The 20,716-nt window shown below is 35.1% G+C and carries 18 protein-coding genes; 4 read left to right on the forward strand and 14 right to left on the reverse strand.

The genetic code is table 11. The features are described 5' to 3' along the window. Nucleotide 1: 1 nt before the first annotated feature. From ACQY29_RS02260 to ACQY29_RS02270, 3 genes are all read left to right on the forward strand, one after another. Complete coding sequence (locus ACQY29_RS02260; protein ID WP_428223640.1) at nt 2-376, forward strand: VOC family protein; 375 nt, start codon at nt 2-4, stop codon at nt 374-376. Nucleotides 377-558: 182 nt separating this feature from the next. After that, nucleotides 559-1,161 (forward strand): hypothetical protein, encoded by a 603-nt coding sequence (locus tag ACQY29_RS02265; protein ID WP_428223641.1) that lies wholly within the window; start codon nt 559-561, stop codon nt 1,159-1,161. 442 nt (nt 1,162-1,603) lie between these two features. After that, on the forward strand, nt 1,604-2,206 hold the full coding sequence (locus ACQY29_RS02270) for a hypothetical protein (protein WP_428223642.1): 603 nt from the start codon (nt 1,604-1,606) through the stop codon (nt 2,204-2,206). Here the strand turns inward: ACQY29_RS02270 and ACQY29_RS02275 are convergent. The 9 genes from ACQY29_RS02275 to ACQY29_RS02315 all read right to left on the reverse strand — a co-directional run bounded on the left by ACQY29_RS02275 (nt 2,201) and on the right by ACQY29_RS02315 (nt 14,427). Then, on the reverse strand, nt 2,201-2,890 hold the full coding sequence (locus ACQY29_RS02275; protein ID WP_428223643.1) for a porin family protein: 690 nt from the start codon (nt 2,888-2,890) through the stop codon (nt 2,201-2,203). The genes ACQY29_RS02270 and ACQY29_RS02275 overlap by 6 nt on opposite strands. Before the next feature lie 73 nt (nt 2,891-2,963). Beyond that, nucleotides 2,964-4,766 carry a cytochrome c oxidase subunit I gene (locus tag ACQY29_RS02280; RefSeq protein ID WP_428223644.1) on the reverse strand — a complete coding sequence of 601 codons (1,803 nt, stop codon included), beginning with the start codon at nt 4,764-4,766 and terminating at the stop codon, nt 2,964-2,966. A 33-nt stretch (nt 4,767-4,799) separates the two neighbouring features. Next, nucleotides 4,800-5,981 (reverse strand): cytochrome c oxidase subunit II, encoded by a 1,182-nt coding sequence (locus ACQY29_RS02285; RefSeq protein WP_428223645.1) that lies wholly within the window; start codon nt 5,979-5,981, stop codon nt 4,800-4,802. Between the two features lie 18 nt (nt 5,982-5,999). Then, the gene (locus ACQY29_RS02290) at nt 6,000-7,490 is read right to left on the reverse strand and encodes a quinol:cytochrome C oxidoreductase (protein WP_428223646.1); all 1,491 of its coding nucleotides are present in this window, start codon (nt 7,488-7,490) and stop codon (nt 6,000-6,002) included. A gap of 19 nt (nt 7,491-7,509) precedes the next feature. After that, nucleotides 7,510-8,058: a c-type cytochrome gene (locus ACQY29_RS02295; RefSeq protein ID WP_428223647.1), complete on the reverse strand. Its 549-nt coding sequence runs from the start codon at nt 8,056-8,058 to the stop codon at nt 7,510-7,512. Nucleotides 8,059-8,065: 7 nt separating this feature from the next. Next, a complete protein-coding gene (locus tag ACQY29_RS02300; RefSeq protein WP_428223648.1) occupies nt 8,066-8,590 on the reverse strand; it encodes a DUF3341 domain-containing protein in 525 nt (174 codons plus the stop codon). 6 nt (nt 8,591-8,596) lie between these two features. Then, nucleotides 8,597-10,003 carry an NrfD/PsrC family molybdoenzyme membrane anchor subunit gene (nrfD, locus tag ACQY29_RS02305; RefSeq protein WP_428223649.1) on the reverse strand — a complete coding sequence of 469 codons (1,407 nt, stop codon included), beginning with the start codon at nt 10,001-10,003 and terminating at the stop codon, nt 8,597-8,599. Nucleotides 10,004-10,029: 26 nt separating this feature from the next. Further along, complete coding sequence (locus ACQY29_RS02310; RefSeq protein ID WP_428223650.1) at nt 10,030-13,056, reverse strand: TAT-variant-translocated molybdopterin oxidoreductase; 3,027 nt, start codon at nt 13,054-13,056, stop codon at nt 10,030-10,032. A gap of 33 nt (nt 13,057-13,089) precedes the next feature. Continuing rightward, nucleotides 13,090-14,427: a c-type cytochrome gene (locus tag ACQY29_RS02315; RefSeq protein WP_428223651.1), complete on the reverse strand. Its 1,338-nt coding sequence runs from the start codon at nt 14,425-14,427 to the stop codon at nt 13,090-13,092. A 217-nt stretch (nt 14,428-14,644) separates the two neighbouring features. Between ACQY29_RS02315 and ACQY29_RS02320 the strand changes: the two genes are divergently transcribed. Further along, nucleotides 14,645-15,034 carry an SPOR domain-containing protein gene (locus tag ACQY29_RS02320; RefSeq protein ID WP_428223652.1) on the forward strand — a complete coding sequence of 130 codons (390 nt, stop codon included), beginning with the start codon at nt 14,645-14,647 and terminating at the stop codon, nt 15,032-15,034. Nucleotides 15,035-15,104: 70 nt separating this feature from the next. Here the strand turns inward: ACQY29_RS02320 and ACQY29_RS02325 are convergent, their stop codons facing one another. The 5 genes from ACQY29_RS02325 to ACQY29_RS02345 all read right to left on the reverse strand — a co-directional run bounded on the left by ACQY29_RS02325 (nt 15,105) and on the right by ACQY29_RS02345 (nt 20,716). Beyond that, nucleotides 15,105-16,475 (reverse strand): NADH-quinone oxidoreductase subunit N, encoded by a 1,371-nt coding sequence (locus ACQY29_RS02325; protein WP_428223653.1) that lies wholly within the window; start codon nt 16,473-16,475, stop codon nt 15,105-15,107. A 70-nt stretch (nt 16,476-16,545) separates the two neighbouring features. Beyond that, complete coding sequence (locus tag ACQY29_RS02330) at nt 16,546-17,982, reverse strand: complex I subunit 4 family protein (protein WP_428223654.1); 1,437 nt, start codon at nt 17,980-17,982, stop codon at nt 16,546-16,548. A 12-nt stretch (nt 17,983-17,994) separates the two neighbouring features. Continuing rightward, entirely contained in the window at nt 17,995-19,878 is a 1,884-nt protein-coding gene (nuoL, locus tag ACQY29_RS02335) for an NADH-quinone oxidoreductase subunit L (protein ID WP_428223655.1), read from the reverse strand. Between the two features lie 6 nt (nt 19,879-19,884). Then, entirely contained in the window at nt 19,885-20,205 is a 321-nt protein-coding gene (gene nuoK, locus ACQY29_RS02340; RefSeq protein WP_041253135.1) for an NADH-quinone oxidoreductase subunit NuoK, read from the reverse strand. Between the two features lies 1 nt (nt 20,206). Then, nucleotides 20,207-20,716, reverse strand: a complete 510-nt coding sequence (locus ACQY29_RS02345; protein WP_014164162.1) for an NADH-quinone oxidoreductase subunit J family protein — start codon at nt 20,714-20,716, stop codon at nt 20,207-20,209.

Here is a 20,716-nt window from a genome sequence, read left to right on the forward strand (position 1 = left end):
TATGAATCTCAACCAAGTCACCGTTAGTGTTACAGATATCGAAAAGTCGATTACTTTTTACGAAACCCTAGGTTTAAAACTTATTGTCAAAGCGCCTCATTATGCCCGTTTTGAATGTCCTGAAGGAGATAGTACGTTTTCCATTGCTTTAGCGGATTCCGTTGTACATCAGGGTACCACGATATATTTTGAAACCGAAAAATTAGATGCAGTTGTTGCAGATTTGATTCAGAAAGGAATATCCTTTGAACAATTCCCAACCGATGAGCGTTATTTATGGCGTGAAGCTATTTTATTAGACCCAGACCATAACAAAATAAAATTATTCTTTGCGGGCGATAACAGAAAAAACCCACCTTGGCGAATTTCAAAGTGATTTCAAACAAATCAATTTGAAAACTATAATTATTAATTTATCAACAACCACAAAAACAATACACATTGAAATACAACTATTTAAATCTAAAATGTAGAAAAGTTTGTACAAAATATTAACTAAAAAAAGGAACAAAAGCAATTAATTTAGCATTCTAAATCTAAAATAAAAAAACACTTAAAATGAAAAAGAAAATTTTTTGCACGTTACTTCTAAGTTCCTTGCAATTCACATCGGTAGTGGCTCAAGAAAGAGGCCTTTTTTTAGAAGGTAAAATGGGTTTAAATGGAGTAATTGAACCATCAATACATCAATTTAAAGCTAAAAACTTTGCTCTAGGTTATAAATTTTCAAACGAGTTTAGCTTGAAAGCTGAATATTCAGATTTTTCTTTCAGAAGTACACAAAATAATGTAGAGTCAGGAATTGATCAAAAAACAGTAGCACTTCAAGGTATAATAGATTTAACCAATTTGGCTGATTCAAGACGCGCAAGATATTCTATTTTCAATGTAGAATTACATGCGGGTGTAGGATTAACAAATATCACCACTACACTTCAACAGGGTAATGACAAAGCATTAAGCTTAATTGGTGGAATTACTCCTAAACTAAAAATTGTAGACAATTTAGATTTATTAGTAGACGCTACAGTAATGATGAATGAATCACAACATTTTAATTTTGATGGAAAAAATGCATCAACAGGAAATGTAAATAACTCCTTCACGGGAATTTTATATAACCTAGGAGCAGGTCTACGCTACACCTTTGGAAATTATTAATATGTTTTAATTTCAAATTATTAAAGAGGCTTGGACTAAACTCCAAGCCTCTTTATTTATAACAGACTTCTATAAAAAAATACACTTTCACATAGCCACTTTAAATATCTATCTATACTTAGGGTCTGCTGATAAACTAACTCAATGTAAAAATACTATCATATTCCCCTGAAAATGTTCATTCTTAATAACTTTTAAAAGGTAATAATTCTATTAGAGCTTGTAAATTTGACTTTAAAAAAATAAATTGCAAATTAGATTTTTAGAAGCACAGTTTTTGAAGGTCTTGATGTAAAAAACTTGCCTTAATTATAAAATTCTAATTCAGAATCACTGATTCTTATGAGGATTTGAGTTTTTCTGCAGACCCTGTTTACAGTATACCAAACTATTTTGTATTTTAGCTATACTCCCTTAAAATCAGCATATTTGTAAACTTATCATGAAAAAAATTCTACCCGTATTTTCCTATATTTTTCACCCCATCTTTATTCCTTTTTATACTATTTGCTATTACTTTAGTGTAACACGTGAATATTACCTAACAGAAAGCATCTACTTATATCTCAAACAAACACTGCTCATTACATTTTTAATTCCGTTAGCTGTTTTTTATCTTCTAGTAACCTATAAAAAAATAGATACTATTATGGCAGGTAAAGTTACGCAACGCAGAATTCCATTATTGCTACAAACACTCTTATTCTTGTCGTTAGTTATCAAAACCTTTACCCTAGAAAACACGCCTTTGTTATTCTATTTTATACTAGCAAGCGCAGTAAGTAGTAGTAGTGCATATCTATTGACATTCTGGAAGAAAAAAATAAGTTTGCACATGCTAGGCATAGTCTCAATGACCGTTTTTATAATCATAACATCAAAAGCTTTCCAACTTAATAACTTCATGATGATAGCTTCTTTGTTACTTTTAAACGGCGTAGTCGCTTCATCACGATTAGCCTTAAGAGCACATACTTATGAAGAACTTATACAAGGTTTTTATATTGGAGCTGTTCCTCAAATGGCAATTGTATACTTTTTATAAAATATAAAAAATCAAACCTAAATTCAATGAACGCAATTTAGCGTCTGAATCTTTAATAATAGGGTGCTTAAAAAAATCGTTAAGTCCGTAGGAAGCGAAAATATTGATAGAGTTATAACCCAAAACCAAATAAGTACTATACTGCAAACTATTAAAATCAGCATTATTGGTAATCGAATAACTTTTAGAATCAGATCCGAAAAAAGAATAGTTATAAAAAACATAACTCGCTTTTACACCACCATAAATACGAAAAAACTTATGCGATTGTGGAGTAGAGTTACGCCAACGAAGTTCTAAAGGAAATTCAACTGCTAAAAAAGAAAATTTATTTTTATCAAAATTTGTATTCGCAGGCATAATCTCATAAGAAGTCCCTGACGAGGAATCAGAGATTACTAAATTTTGCTTAAAATTAGAATACGAAAAACCAATGCCTGGAGCAATTGCAACTCTGCGTGATTTAGTAATGGGAAAATCGCGTAAAAACCCAAAATTAATCGTAGAAGACAAAGAATGTTGCGACAAACCTGTAGGTTTATTTTTAAGGATATTATAAGTCATACCAAAGTAAAACTGATCTTCACGATACAAAGAATCAATTACTTCTATTTCGGGTTGCTCCTGATCTTGACTAAACGTCAAGCAAGAAGAAAAAAACACTAAAAAATAAATATACTTCATAGATACAACTGAGAGGATAAAGATAAAAAAATGCCTCCCAATATTGAGAGGCATTTTAAGAAACTTTTTATAATTAAGCGTGGTGTAACTCTTCTTCTCCTTCTTTCATAGGAGTCGTTTGAGGCACAAAATCTTCATCATGACCTGGCTTAGAGTAGTCATAAGGCCAACGGTGTACTGTAGGTAATTCACCTGGCCAGTTACCATGTACATGCTCTACTGGAGCTGTCCACTCTAAAGTGTTAGAATTCCATGGGTTTTGAACCGCTTTCTTACCAAAGAAAATGCTATAGAAGAAGTTAAACATAAACACAATTTGGAAAGCAGCACCTATTAAGGCAAACATAGTAATTACAACATTTACATCAGCTAAATCATCAAACAATGGGAAGTTTGAATTCGTATAGTAACGACGTGGTAAACCTGCCATACCGATAAAGTGCATTGGGTAAAATACTCCGTAAGCACAAACAGCTGTTACCCAGAAGTGAATATAACCTAAGTTCTTATTCATCATTCTACCGAACATTCTAGGGAACCAGTGGTACACCCCAGCAAAGAATCCATATAATGCAGAGATACCCATTACTAAGTGGAAGTGAGCAACCACGAAATATGTATCGTGAACATTAATATCTAACGTTGAATCTCCTAAAATGATACCTGTTAAACCACCAGAAATAAAAGTAGATACTAATCCGATAGAGAATAACATCGCAGGGTTCATTTGTAAATTACCTTTCCATAAAGTAGTAATGTAGTTGAAAGCTTTAACCGCAGATGGGATTGCAATCAACAAGGTTGTAAATGTAAATACAGACCCTAAAAATGGATTCATACCTGACATAAACATGTGGTGACCCCATACAATAGTCGATAAAAATGCAATTGCTAACATAGAAGCAATCATGGCACGGTAACCGAAAATTGGTTTACGAGCATTAGTTGCTATAATTTCAGAAGTAATACCTAAAGCTGGTAATAATACAATGTACACCTCAGGGTGACCTAAGAACCAGAATAAGTGCTCAAATAATACTGGAGAACCACCTTGGTAATGTAACACTTCTCCTGAAATAAAGATATCAGACAAGAAGAATGAAGTACCAAAACTTCTGTCCATAATCAACATTAAAGCTGCTGATAATAATACAGGGAAAGAGATAATACCAATAATAGCAGTAATAAAGAAAGCCCAAACTGTAAGTGGCAATCTTGTCATTGACATCCCTTTAGTTCTTAAGTTGATAACTGTAACTACATAGTTCAAAGACCCCATTAATGAAGAAGCAATGAAAATAGCCATAGATACTAACCATAATGTCATACCTGTACCTGAACCTGGAATAGCTTGTGGTAATGCAGATAACGGAGGATAAATTGTCCATCCTGCTGAAGCCGGTCCTGATTCAACAAATAAAGATGAAATCATAATTACCGCTGAAAGGAAGAACAACCAGTAAGAAACCATGTTCATAAATCCAGACGCCATATCTCTTGCTCCAATTTGCAATGGAATAAGTAAGTTACTAAAGGTTCCTGATAAACCAGCGGTTAACACGAAGAATACCATGATAGTACCGTGAATTGTAACTAACGCTAGATAAATATCATTACGCATAACTCCTCCTGGAGCCATTTTTTCGCCTAAAAGGAATTTGAAGATACCAAATGATTCCTCAGGCCATGCAATTTGCATACGGAATAATAACGACATTACTACTCCAATGATTCCCATAATAATACCTGTAATCAAGTATTGCTTAGCAATCATTTTATGGTCAATACTAAAAATATATTTAGTAATGAAAGTATCTTTATGGTGGTGTGCGTGATCGTGATCGTGTGCGTGATCGTGCTCATGTGCTGCTGCCATAGTTTTCTATTTAAATTTCTTGATTAGTATTAATTACTTTTTCACAGCTGTTGAATCAACAACTTCAGCTACTACTGCAGTATCAGCGGGTTGTGCAGCAGGAACTTCTTTTTTAGCTCCTGCAGCTTCAGCAGCTTTAGCTGCTTTTTCTTCTTTTACTGCTTTAACAATAGTACCTTTATCTTTCATCCATGCTTCAAATTGCTCTGGAGTATCCACTACAATTTTCATTTGCATGTTGTAGTGAGATGCACCACAAATTTTGTTACATAATAATAAGTAATCAAAAGTATAAGGATCTAAAGCCGTTTTACCTTCTGCTACTAACTGAGCACTCTTCTTAGCTCTCAATTTATTTATATTAGTAACTTTTTCAACAATAGCAGGATCTTGACGCATTTCATCCGTTGTCAAAGTAGGTCTGAAAGCAAATTCAGTAACCATACCTGGTACACAGTTCATTTGCGCTCTAAAGTGAGGCATATACGCTGAGTGAATGATATCTTGTGAACGTAATTTAAATAATACTTTTTTACCTTTAGGGATGTGTAATTCTTGAACAGCAATATCATCTTGCGCATTCGGATCATTTACATCAACCCCCATCGTATTAACACCCTCAATCAAACGTACGTTAGCTTTACCTAACACATTATCCTTACCTGAATAACGTGCTTCCCAAGCAAACTGTTTAGCGTATAATTCCACAACCATTACATCTTCTTCATTCTCATCAACAAACATAATGTTTGTCCAAGTGTATAATCCATAAAGAATTAAACCCGCTAATGTAATAACTGGAATAATGGTCCAGATAAACTCTAATTTATCGTTGTCAGCATAGTATAATGCTTTTCTACCTTCTTCACCTCTGTATTTGAAAGCGAAGTAGTGTAACAAAGCTTGTGTTAAAATCAACACGATGAAAATGATTACAAAAGAGATTGTCATCAAATTATCATAATCAGGACCGTGCTCAGAAGCTGGTGTTCCTAAAGCTAAATGCCCCCATTTAAGTAATCCATATACTAAAAAAGCATAAAAGAAACCTAAAAATCCAAGCATCAAATAGCCTTGTACTTTATTATCATTATTATTAGAAATCTGTGAATCATCAGATTTTCTACCCACTTGAGTCAAGTCGAAAATTTTAGTCATTTGCCAAATAGCAACTGATAATAAGACTAAAACCGTTAGAACCAACAAAGTTGTCATCTTTTTCCTATTTAATTATTAATAATGAAAATGTTTACTTTCTTCGATATAAGGATTCCCTTTCGCTAACATTGGCGCTTTAGATAATGCTGTAAATACAACATAAATAAATAAACCAGCAAAGAAAGCAACAGAACCAATTTCAGCTGCACCAATAAACCATTGGTCACCTACCGTTGCAGGGAAAATCATATTGTGGAAATCTAAATAGTGACCACATAAGATAACGATACCCGCCATAGTGATAATCCAAGGCACACGTTTGAAATCAGTATTGATTAAAATCAATAATGGGAAAATGAAGTTCATAGCCACCATACCAAAGAATGGTAAGTTGTAGTTTTCAATTCTAAATTTGAAATAAGTAACCTCTTCTGGAATGTTTGAGTACCACATCAACATGAATTGAGAGAACCATAAATAAGTCCAGAATACAGAAATACCAAACATGAATTTAGCTAAATCGTGGAAATGGCTGTTGTTGATAAACTCTAAATATCCTAAAGATTTTAAGTATAAAGTGATTAACGCAATAACTGTAATACCACTTACAAAGAAAGATGCAAATACGTACCATCCGAATAAAGTTGAGAACCAGTGTGGGTCTACAGACATAATCCAATCCCAAGACATCATAGATTCAGAAACTAAGAAGAAAGCTAAGAATGCTGCAGATGCTTTGAAATTCTTTTTATAGAAAGACAAATCTTTAGTTTCGTCTAAAGCTAATGAATTTTTACGAGTATAGTGACGGTAGAACATCCAACCACCTAAAAAGATAGCTGCTCTGATTAAGAAGAAAGGTACATTTAAATACCCTGATTTTCCTTGAATCAAATGGTCTTCAGCTACTACAGCAGGGTCCATCCAAATAAATAAATGGTTGAAATGGAAACCAGATAATACTAATAAAACAAATATAACAATACCTCCTGGTACAATATAAGCAGTGATAGCTTCCATCACTCTAAATAACGCTGGAGACCAACCTGCTTGAGCAGCCCATTGAATAGCATAAAAAGCTAATACTCCTAATGAAATTAAGAAAATGAATAAAGCACCAACATATAATGCAGCCCATGGCTTGTTTTGTAATTGGTGAAACACATGCTCAACATGCGCTGCATGCTCGTCATGAGAAGCAACCTCTTCATGAGCTACTGCTTCATGCTTTTCAGCTTTAGTTTCGTGTTTAGCTTCTTCGTGAGTTGCTACAGCATGCGTAGCATCAACTTCTTTAGCTACAGAATCTAAACCTTCTGCAGTTGCTTCGTGTTTTGCTTCAGCTTTTTCAGCGTGAGCTTCTTCTGCATGTGCAGGAGCCGCTTCGTGCTTAGCTTCAGCATGTGCTGGTGCAGCATGGTGTTCACCATGTGCATCAGCTGCTAATATTTTTTCTACGTCCTCAGTAGTCTTAGGTGCAGTGAAAAAACCGTATCCAATTCCTAAAAGACCTAAAGTCATTAGGACGAACGATATGGTTCTTAATTTGCTTGAAAATGTATACATAACTTAATCGCGTATTTTATTATTTTAATTCAGACTTAAGTTTCATTACGTAACCAGCCACTTGCCATCTTTCTGTTTTGTTTAACTGATTAGCATGCGACCCCATGGCATTTAAACCGTAAGTTTCTACGTGAAATACGCTACCTACAGTAATAGCACGGTCTTTATAGCTAGGAACACCTAAGAACTTTTCTCTTTGAACTAACTTACCTTTACCATCACCTTTTTCACCGTGACAAGAAATACAGTAAATATCAAATAATTCTTTACCTTTTTCCATATTCACAGCTGTAGTGTCTAATGGCGATTGCAAAGCTTTTGATGCTTCATAACCCGCAGGTGTGTTTGGTAATTCATAAGGAACAAAACCTCTCTTGATAGTACCTTGAGCAGGTAACTGTCCTTCTTTACCATTTTTGAAAGCATTCGATTCAGAATAAGTTTCGTATGCAACCGACTCATACATGTTTGGGAAAAACTGATAGTTCGGTTTGTCATCACTTTTACATGAAAACAGTAATGAAGATAACCCCATTATAGCTGTTAAGGAATATACTACTCTTCTCATAATCTTATTAATGCTTTTCTACTACTTTAACTTCTACAGCACCAGTACCTTGGAAGAAAGTAATTAATTCGTCTTCATTATTATTTACAGCAACTTCCATTAAGAAATGGTCGTCTGTAGTACGTACATCTGGATTTTCAGCTTCTTTGAAAGGCCATAATTTACTTCTCATATAAAAAGTAATAACCATTAAGTGAGCAGCAAAAAATACTGTCTCTTCAAACATTACCGGTACGAAAGCCGGCATGTTTTGTAAGTAACTGAAACTTGGTTTACCTCCAATGTCTTGAGGCCAGTCATTAATCATGATATTATTTAATAACCATGTTGCAAATGATAAACCTGTACATCCATATAAGAAAGCTGCAATAGCAATTCTTGTTGGTGCTAACCCCATTGCTTTATCTAAACCGTGAACCGGGAATGGAGTATAGACTTCTTCGATATGGTGGTGTGCTTTACGGGTAGCTTTTACAGCATCCATTAACACATCATCATCATTATATAGTGCATGTATAACTTTATGACTCATGACTTATTAGTGATTATCGTGATTATGACCATTTTTTTCTCTATCTGCTTTGTAGTTATCACCTGATGTTTTCAAGATGGTTTTAACCTCTGCTTGAGCAACTACAGGGAATGTTCTAGAATATAATAAGAACAATACAAAGAAGAAACCAATTGTACCTACGAAGATACCTATATCAACAAATGTTGGAGAGAACATTGTCCATGAAGATGGTAAGTAATCACGGTGTAATGAAGTTACGATGATTACGAAACGCTCAAACCACATACCAATGTTTACAACAATAGAGATGATGAAAGAGAACATGATGCTCGTTCTTAATTTCTTGAACCACATGAACTGTGGAGAGAATACGTTACAAGTCATCATCGCCCAGTATGACCACCAGTAAGGACCTGTAGCACGGTTTAAGAAAGCATATTGCTCATACTCTACTCCTGAATACCAAGCAACGAATAACTCAGTGATGTACGCACAACCTACGATTGAACCCGTAATCATGATAACGATATTCATTAACTCAATATGTTGAATAGTGATATAATCTTCTAAGTTCGACACTTTTCTCATGATAATCAACAACGTATTTACCATCGCGAAACCAGAGAAAATCGCACCCGCAACGAAGTACGGAGGTAAGATAGTTGTATGCCATCCTGGAATAACCGAAGTAGCGAAGTCAAATGATACAATCGTGTGTACTGAAAGTACTAACGGAGTAGCTAAACCAGCTAATACAAGAGAAACCTCTTCAAAACGTTGCCAGTCTTTTGCTCTACCTGACCATCCGAAAGATAATACAGAGTAAATGTGTTTTGTAAATGGAGTTACCGCACGGTCACGTAACATAGCAAAGTCAGGTAATAAACCAGTCCACCAGAAAACTAATGATACGGATAAGTACGTTGAAATTGCAAATACGTCCCATAATAAAGGCGAGTTGAAGTTCACCCATAACGAACCAAATTGATTCGGGATAGGTAATACCCAGTAACCTAACCAAGGACGACCCATGTGGATAACCGGGAATAAACCTGCCTGAACTACTGAGAAGATAGTCATCGCTTCAGCAGAACGGTTAATCGCCATTCTCCATTTTTGACGGAATAATAATAATACGGCAGAAATTAGGGTACCCGCGTGACCGATACCTACCCACCATACGAAGTTGGTAATATCCCAAGCCCAACCTACTGTTTTGTTTAATCCCCAGGTACCAATACCTTCGGTGATTGTGTATAGCATACAGCTAGCTCCCCAAAGGAACATAGCTAATGCGATAGAAAATACTGTCCACCATTGTTTGTTCGCTTTTCCTTCTACAGGACGAGCTACGTCTACCGTTACATCATGGTAGCTTTTGCTACCAAGTACTAAAGGCTTTCTGATAGGTGCTTCGTAATGAGACGACATAATCCTTTATCTTATTTCAATTAATATTAATTTCTAACTTTAACTTGGTAAACCACATTTGGCTGTGTTCCGATATGCTCTAATAAATGGTAAGAACGCTCTCCTGCTGCTAATTTAGCTACTTGAGATTCCTTGTCATTCACATCACCAAATACCATAGCTCCTGACGTACATGCATTAGAACATGCTGTCTGGAATTCACCATCTTTAATTACGCGACCTTCATTTTTCGCTTTTAAGATAGTTGACTGTGTCATTTGGATACACATTGAACATTTTTCCATAACCCCACGAGAACGTAAGTTTACATCTGGATTTAATGCCATACGACCTAAATCATCATTCATGTGGTAGTTAAACTCTTCATTCTTATTATATAAGAACCAGTTGAAACGACGAACTTTGTAAGGACAGTTGTTTGCACAGTAACGAGTACCTACACAACGGTTGTACGCCATGTGGTTTTGACCTTGACGGCCATGTGAAGTTGCTGCAACTGGACATACTGTTTCACACGGAGCGTGGTTACAGTGCTGACACATTACGGGTTGGAATACTACTTGAGGATTCTCAGATGCAGATTCTAACTCGATGAATTTGTTTCTTGAATCTAATAATCCAGAAGCTGAATGTTTCTTCTCGTTATCACCTTCGAAAGTAGTTTCAGAAGAATAGTATCTGTCGATACGTAACCAGTGCATATCACGGCTTCTTCTTACTTCTGACTTACCTACTACAGGAACGTTGTTTTCAGCGTGACATGCAATAACACATGCTCCACAACCTGTACAAGCATTCAAGTCGATTGATAAATTGAAGTGGTGACCGATAGTTCTATCGAAAGATTCCCATAAATCTACAGACGTAGCAGGTACTTCTTTGTGGTCTAAAGAGACTACAGGCATTACATTCCACTCTGCTGCATCTTTAGTATTGAAGATTTCTAAAGTCGTTTCTTTAATGATATCGTTACGACCCATTAAAGTTTTTTGTAACTGAACACAAGCAAACTCATGCTCATCGTTACCTTTCTCAATAGAAACATTTTGAATATTTGTCATGTTAGTGTATAATGCATAAGCATTTACACCCACTTGCATTTCTTCTTTTAATGAAGCTTTACGACCATAACCTAAAGCTAAACCAATAGTTCCTTTAGCTTGACCTGGTTGAATCATTACAGGTACATTTTCTAACTTCACATTGTTAACTGTGATGTTAGCCGTGTGACCATTCAAACCACCATTAGCTACATTCCAGTTTTCAATTCCTAAACCTTCAGCATCAGCTTTAGACATAGTAATATAGTTATCCCAAGAAGCACGTGTAATTGGGTCTGGAAACTCTTGTAACCAAGGGTTGTTAGCTTGTTGACCATCACCCATACCCGTTTTAGTGTATAACACTAATTCCATACCTGCTGACTTAGCATTTGCTAAAACCGCTGCAGCTGCATTGAAATCAGCACTTGCACCAGAGGTAGATGGTAAAGCTGTAAATTCAACACCATCGTGTACTAATTGGTTCCAAGTTTTAGCACCAGCATAAGCACCACGGATATAATCGTAGTACGATTGACCATTTCCAGTCCAAGATAATAAAGCATCTTGGAATTGAACTGTATCAAATAATGGGCGAATAGTAGGCTGTGTGATAGCATAGCTACCTTTTACGATGCTTACATCACCCCAAGACTCTAAATAGTGAGGCGTAGCCACAGCAATTGAAGAAGCTAAAGCAGTTTCGTCTTCTTTCATAGAGAAAGTAACCGAAGTTTTTACTTTTTTCAATGCTTCTGCAAAAGCAGTACCATTAGGTAATGAATATACAGGATTTACACCACTCATAATTAAAGTGTGTACTGCTCCTGAATTCATATCAGCAATTAATTGCTTAACATCTGCTGTATTACCTTTACGGATTTGACGTGTATTACCTGTATTGAAAGCTTCACTTGACAACGCACGGTTAATTGCTAATACTAACAATTGTGCATTTTTATCATCGATACCACAAACTAATACCCCTTTGCTTCCAGCCGCTTTTAATTGCTGCGCCGCTTTAGCAACTTCAGGATTATTTGCGCTACCTACAGCAGCACCAGTAACGATGTTATAAACTTGTACTAAAGCTTGTTTTTGTTGTGCTACCGTCATAGGAACACGCTTATCAGCTGCTGCTCCAGACAATGTCATGTTAGCTTCAAATTGGTAATGTTTAGACATTTTACCGTTTTGAGGGATACGGCCTTGTGCATAACCAGCATCAAAACCACCACCTTGCCAATCACCTAAGAAATCAGCACCAATAGAAACAATTACGTTAGCTTTAGAAAAATCATACTCAGCTAAAGCTCTTTCACCATAAACCGCTTGGAAAGCATCCAAAGCTTCAGAAGATGAAACAGCATCGTACACTACGTGTTTAGCGTTAGGATTAGCTGCTAAGAACTGAGCGATTAATTTATCTGTAGAAGGTGAAGCCGTTGTATTAGTTAATAAAACCACTTTACCACCTTTTGCTTTAGCTTCAGCTACGCTAGCTTTAATTTTAGCGTTAGCATCTGCCCAAGAAGCATCTTTACCAGCAATTTTCGAAGTTTTCAAACGTAAGCTATCGTACAACGATAACACAGACGCGTGAACACGAGCATTAGCATGTAAATTAGCCCCTTCTATTTTGTTATTTTCAATCTTAATAGGGCGACCCTCACGAGTCTTCACTAAGATATTAGCAAAATCAAAACCATCCGAGAATGAAGTAGCATAATAATCTGCTGTTCCAGGAATGATTTCCTCAGGTTGAACTACATAAGGGATAGACTTATGTACCGGACCTTCACAAGCAGCTAAAGTTGCAGCCGCTGTACTGAATCCAACATACTTAAGAAAATCACGACGTGTTGTATTAGACGAGGCTAACGTGGCAGCATCACCTAAAAACTCATCTGTTGGAATTTCTTCAACAAACTCGTTATTTCTAAGCGTCTCAACAATAGAGCTATTTTCGTTTAGCTCCTCAACACTTTTCCAGTATTTTTTGTTTGATGACATATTATATATAAAAATTAGCTTCTTAATAAATTATTAGTAGTGACATTTACCACATTCTAAACCTCCCATTTGCGCTGCAGTCAACTTGTCTACACCGTATTTTTTAGAAAGCTCAGCATGGATTTTCTCGTAGTAAGCATTACCTTCTACTTTAACCGCAGTCTCACGGTGACAGTTCACACACCATCCCATAGTTAATGGAGAATGTTGCTTCATGATTTCGAAAGTCTCTACAGGACCGTGACATTTTTGACACTCAATTCCAGCTACAGAAACGTGTTGTGAGTGGTTGAAATATACGAAATCTTGTAAGTTGTGAATTCTAACCCATTTTACTGGTTTTTGTCTACCTGTATATTTTTGAGCTGTTTTATCCCATCCTACTGCATCGTATAATTTTTGGATTTCAGCAGTATAGAATTCTTTAGTATACTCTACATACGTAGAATCTTTATCACCTTGGAATTCAGAAATATTTTTATGACAGTTCATACAAACATTTAATGAAGGAATACCTGCATTTTTACTTGTACGAGCTGCAGAGTGACAGTATTTACAATCGATACCATTATCACCTGCGTGAATTTTATGAGAATAGTGGATAGGCTGAATAGGCGCATAATCTTGGTCAACCCCTATCTGCATTAAGTATCCATAAGCAAAATAAGCACTTGTTAACATCAATAAGATAGTAGATACTAACACCAAGAATTGATTTTTAGCAAAAGATTTCCACAATGGTAATAAAGAGAATTTTTTATCCTCTACTACTACTCCATTAGCCGCAGAAATTTTACGTAACGTATTATTCACCATGAACAACATACCTACTAAAACTGCTAAAACTACCGCTAACAAACCTAACACTACATTGTTAGAAATTCCAGTAGATTCACCACCTTGAGTACCAGCAGCAGGCCCTCCAGCAGGAATTTTAATTTCTTCTTTAGGTTGTGAAGTAAATGCTAAAATATTATCAATATCAGCATCTGATAACTGAGGAAAAGCCGTCATAGGTTTTTTCTCATTTTCTTCAAATACTTTAACCGCATCTGCATCACCTGACGCAATCAAAGCTTTTGAATTTCTAATCCATTGACCCAACCAAGCTCTATCACGACGTTCTGCTACACCACGTAGTGCAGGACCCGTCATTTTAGCATCTAACTTGTGACAAGCCGCACAGTTAGCATTAAACAAAGCTTTACCTGCAGCCGCATCGCCAGCCCCAGCAGGAGCCGCAGCAGCATCTGCAGCCGGTGCCGCAGCAGCCGGATCTTGAGCAAACGTACTTAAAGAAACGGACAATAGAAACGCTAGATTTAGCGCAACTACTCTTAAAAACGATTTATGGTTTCCCACCTTTTTCATAAATTAAATGGTTATCATCTAAATTTGGCATACTTTTTTCGATACATTTCTGCATAGAATACAATACACCATTTAAAAAACTCCGACAAAAATACGACATATGAAGTATTCATAAAACCTTAAATATATCTTAAATATTAATTTATAATTGTTCTAAATAATTTTACTTAGCATTATTGTTTCCTAAGACTTACATTTGTTTAAAAATTAATTCGTTATGAAAATTTTAACATTTTATAAAAACATTTCACAACTGTTTTTAATAGGATTTTTCACCTCTTTTTCTTGGTCGCAAACCACTAAACCAAAAATTACGCAAGACCCTCGTTTTGAGCAACTTTTAAATGAAAAAAGAAAGATAAATAGCACCTTAAATCAAAATGAAGGATTTAAAATTCAGATTTTTACAGGAGAAAATGAAGCAGCAAAAAAAACCTTAACAGAATTTAGAAAAGCAAATCAAAATATAGATGCCACTATTGTTTTTCATACCCCAATTTATAAAGTTTGGGTTGGTAATTTCAAAACAAGAATAGAAGCTGAAAAAAAAGTAAAAGAGTTGCAAAAAAAATACAGCAATGCCTTTTTGATAAAAGCTAAAAATTAAAAAAACGCAAAATATATTCATAAAAAAAGCCACTTTCGAGTGGCTTTTTTTATACTATTGAATTTTTAAACTATATCAAATTCAAAATTACTTTTGGATACAAACCTAAGGCAATATTTAAAAGCAATCCTAAAAGCGCTAAAACTTGATATACTATAGGCATAGCTGGTAATTTTTCGCCATCTGCATTTTTAGTGTACATGGCTAAAATGATTTTAAAATAATAACCCACACTTATCACAGAAGCAAGTACTGCTGCAATTACTAAAATTACCCAACCTGAACTCATTACCTGATTTAACAAGAAGAATTTAGCAAAGAATCCTGAAAAAACCGGAATACCCGCCATCGATAATAAAGATGCTGTAACTACAATTCCCATTAATGGATTTGTTTTTCCAAAACCATTGAAATTATCAATCGTTTCATTGTCTTTCCCATGCATTACATATAGAATTACAGCAAACATAGAAAGACCAGCTACCGCATAAGCTACGGCATAATACAATAAAATATTAGCAGAAAAATTAGTAATTAACAAGGTCATTAGCATAAAACCAGCATGTGAAATTCCCGAGAATGCTAACATACGTTTTACATTATTTTGACGTAATGCCATGATGTTTCCAATGAACATAGAAGCAATGGCTACAACCACTAATACAATTTGGAAATTATAAGTTTGGAAAGGTACCAATAGCGAAATCAATTTGAACAAAGTAGCCAACGATACTACTTTTGCCAAAGTACTCATAGTAGCAGTTGTTAAGGCTGGAGCACCTTCGTACACATCTGGCGACCAGAAATGGAAAGGAGCTGCTGCAACTTTAAACAACATCCCTATCAATAAAAATACTAACCCAATATTATACCATTGTGGATAATTCATGGTGTGCACCGTTTGGTAAATGGTTTGAATATCAAAGCTTCCTGTAGCACCATAAATCAAAGCAATACCAAATAAAATGATTCCTGAAGCAAAAGCACCCATCAAGAAATATTTCATTCCAGCTTCGTTACTTTTCAAGTTCAAACGGTTACTAGCCGCTAAAACGTATAATGAAATAGATAGTACTTCAATCCCTAAAAAGAACATTGCTAAATTACCAAAAGACACCATGGCAACACCACCTGCAAGCATAAACACTTTTATGGAAACAAAGTCAGAGATGCGCGACATTTTATCTTTGTAAAATTCGCCGCCCATGGCAATTAAGAAAATAGCAATTACGATAAATAAACTTGAGAATGCCACCGAAAAACGGTCTACAAACATCATATTGTTAAAATAAACGCCTAATGCATTGTATTCAGAAATATTGAAGCCTAAAATCCCCAATAATCCTAAAATGGTAACAGGTACAATTGCTTTTCTTGCATTCATCATTTCTGCAAGCATAACAATAACTCCTAATCCTGATATTGCAATTAATGTATTCATTTGTATATTTTATATTTTAGATTTCAGATTTCAGATTTTTCAATCTTTGTCTAAAATTTACTTTAAATTCTTAGCTATTAATTTTCATTACAATTTCTTGCAATGCTGGCGTAATCAAATCGTTGATTGGTTTTGGGTACAAACCAAAGAACAATAAGAACGCTATAATACTTACAAAAACAACACCTTCTTGTACAGTTACACTTGTAAAAGCCTTAGCATTTGTATCACCTAACATTACTTGTTGGAACATTTTTAACATATAAAAAGCACCTAAAATGATGGTAGTACCTGCAATTACAGCAAACCAAATATTTACATTATATAAACTATATAAGGCTGTAAATTCACCAATGAAATTGAAGGTTGATGGCAATGCTACCGATGCTAACATCACTATCATAAACATCGAAGCAAACTTAGAATCTTGAATGCGAATACCACCCATTTCCGCAATTTCTTGTGTTTGGAAACGGCGTTCTATCACTTCTGCAGCAAAGAATAAACCTACTACCACGAACCCGTGTGCAATCATTTGCAATACAGCGCCTCTTAATCCGTCTAACGAAAGAGTGTAGGTAGACGCCGCAATTAAACCAACGTGCGCTAAAGAGGAATATGCCAATAACTTTTTTAAGTTACGTTGTTTTAAAGCAATAATAGAACCATAAACCACACCGATAATACTCATCACTAAAAATATCGTCATATATTTTTTAGCCGCTAACGGAGTTAAAGGCAATTGCCAACGGATAACGCTGTACAATCCCATTTTCAACATAATCCCTGACAATAACATCGTACCTACAGCGGGTGCTTTTTGATACGTATTAGCCTGCCAAGTATGGAAAGGGAAAATTGGAATTTTAATAGCATAAGCTAAGAAGAATCCTAAAAACACCCATAATTGCTCTGTTTCTGTCAATTGGATAGCATATAAATCCATTAGTAACAATGAACCTGCTTTTTGGAATAAATACAAGAAAGCGGCTAACATGAACAATGAACCTGCTAAAGTAAACACGAAGAATTTGATAATTGCTCTTTTGCGTTCTTCAGCATCTCCGTTACCCCATAATAAAGCAATGAAGTAAATAGGTATCAAGGCTAATTCCCAGAAAATATAATACACTAAACCGTCAACACTTAAAAAAGTACCCACCATGGCAAAGTTCATAAATACGATTAGAGCGTAAAAAACTTTGCTGTTTTCAAACTTATTCCCAAAAGAAGAATAAACAATTAAAGAAGTTAATACGGTTGATAGCAAAATCATGGCTAACGACAGACCATCTACTTTTAAAGCAATATATACATTGGGATAATCAATCCATTGTTGGATAAAACTAGGATTTTTTCCAAGGTTGTGTAAATTCAACGTGTAAAATGAAAACACAGTGGCAGCTAAGCTAACCCCCAGTGCAACAGTTTTGGCCCACTTGTTGCCCGATAAATACGTGGCAACAGCTCCAAATAATAATAAAACAAGTAAAAATGATATATTCATTGTACTATTGTATTAAACTAAAAATATATATACTAAAATAGAAGATAGTCCTATTACAAAGGCTAATAAATACACTCCTATATTTCCATTTTGAATCAATTTTCCTTGATTAGCCAAAGCATGTGCAACTTTACCCAAACCAAATAAAAATTCTGAAATAAATACTTCTGTATACTTTCTAAAGAAATGTGATAATTGATAGATAGGTTTTACGATAACCGCTTCATACATTTCATCTACATAGAACTTATGGTAAGCAACCTTAGCAAAACCTTGTAACTGCTCGTCTTGAACAGGCACTTCTTTTTTGGCAATATACTTTGAATACGCTAAATAAATTCCAACTAAAGCTCCTACTGTAGCAATTGCCATTAACATATAAGCAGTACCATCTAAATGATGCGCCTCATGTGCTTTGTGGAATAATGGAGCTAAATAATGCGATAACCAAGTGCTACCAGGTAAGTTGATGGCACCACCCACTACAGCTAAAGCTGCTAAAATCATCAAAGGAATAGTGATTAACTTTGGACTTTCGTGTAAATGTTTCTTTTGTGCTTCTGTTCCTCTAAATTCACCAAAGAAAGTCAAATACATTAATCGGAACATATAGAAAGCGGTCATTATTGAAGCGACTGAACCCACTACCCATAAAGCTTTATTCCCATGGAAAGCGGTCATCAAGATTTCGTCTTTTGACCAGAAACCAGCAAAAGGGAAAATACCTGAAATGGCTAAGGTAGAAATCATCATGGTCATATACGTAATAGGCATCACTTTTTTCAAACCACCCATGTTGCGCATATCTTGCTCACCATGTAATGCATGAATAACTGAACCTGAACCTAAGAACAAACAAGCCTTAAAGAAAGCATGTGTAATTACGTGAAAAACGGCTACTTCATAAGCTCCTAAACCTAAAGCTAAGAACATTAATCCCAATTGAGAAACGGTAGAATAAGCCAATACTTTTTTAATATCGTTTTGTACTAAACCAATAGCTGCGGCTAAAACTGCTGTTGCAGCACCTATAATTGCAATGATTTGTTGAACCGATGGTGCTAAATCAAACACGAAGTTCAAACGCGTTACCATAAAAATACCTGCGGTAACCATGGTTGCAGCGTGGATTAAGGCCGAAACTGGCGTAGGTCCCGCCATCGCATCAGGTAACCAAGTATATAAAGGCACCTGCGCTGATTTACCAGTTGCTCCAATGAATAAGCATAAAGCGGCAACCGATAATAATCCAGCATTTTTAACTGCTAATCCTTTTTCAAAAATACCATTAGCGATTTCTGAATATTCTAAACTTCCAAAAACAAAAGCTAAGATGAAGATACCAATTAATAAACCTAAATCTCCAACACGGTTCATAATGAATGCTTTTTTAGCAGCATCATTATACTCTTGGTTTTTATACCAAAATCCGATAAGTAAATAAGAACATAATCCTACACCTTCCCAGCCAATGAAAAGAATCAATAAGTTGCTACCCATTACTAACATAATCATAAAGAATACGAATAGATTTAAGTATGCAAAAAACTTATGCATATTCTCATCGTCATGCATATAGCTTGCGGAATACATGTGAATCAATGTACCAATACCCGTTACGAATAGTAACCATAATACGGATAATTGGTCTAACAAGAACGAAAAGTTAATGTTGAATTTTTCCAAAGCAATCCATTGGAATAAATCAATTTGCACTCCTTTTCCAGTCGATTGGATTAACGTGAAAAAATACGTGGTAGCAAAGAAGGAGATTAAAATAGATAATGTTCCTAACAGTCCTACAAATCCTTTACCTGCTTTTTTACCCCAAAATATATTGGCTAAAAATCCAAATAAAGGCGCTAACAATAATACTAAAGCTAAATTTTTTTCCATTAGTATTTATCCTTTTAAATTCTTTAAATTATCTATATCAATCGAGCCTGTGTTTCTGAAAATAGAAACCAAGATAGCTAATCCAACAGCTACTTCGGCAGCCGCTACAGCCATGGAGAAAAAAACGAATACTTGCCCTTGTGCGTCTTGATGATAGGTTGAAAAAGCAACTAACAATAAGTTAACCGCATTCAACATAATTTCAACCGACATAAACATAATAATCGCATTACGACGGTACAATACCCCGAAAGCTCCAATACTAAACAGCAATACTGCTAAGTATATGTAATTTTCAATTCCTATTTGTGATAAAATATTCTCCATCTTATTGAACTGATTCATCTTTTTTAGACAATAATACCGCACCAATCATAGCTACTAATAACAATACAGAAGCAAATTCAAACGGTACCATGTATTCATTTAACAATACTTTACCCAAAACTTTGATAGATTGGAAATCAGCTCCTGTGTTTTTATACTCCTGAATTTTAGGCATAGCCTTTACAAAAGTAGCTAACAACACAAAGCATAATAATCCAAAAGCAAGTGTAGCGGATATTTTGGATAACATATCCTTATTGGGTTCATTTTCTTTGTTCAAGTTCATCAACATGATGGTAAACAATATCAAAACCATGATAGCACCAGCATATACAATGATGTGTACTAAGGCTAAGAATTGCGCATTGAATAACAAGTAATGCCCACCAATGCTAAAAAAACACAATACCAAATAAATGGCACTATGGATAGGATTTTTGCTCACTACAGTCATGAAACCAGTAGCAAGAGTAATCGCCGCTAAAATATAGAAAAGTGTAATTATCGACAT

The organism is Flavobacterium sp. (genome assembly GCF_965262375.1).
Lineage (GTDB): Bacteria > Bacteroidota > Bacteroidia > Flavobacteriales > Flavobacteriaceae > Flavobacterium.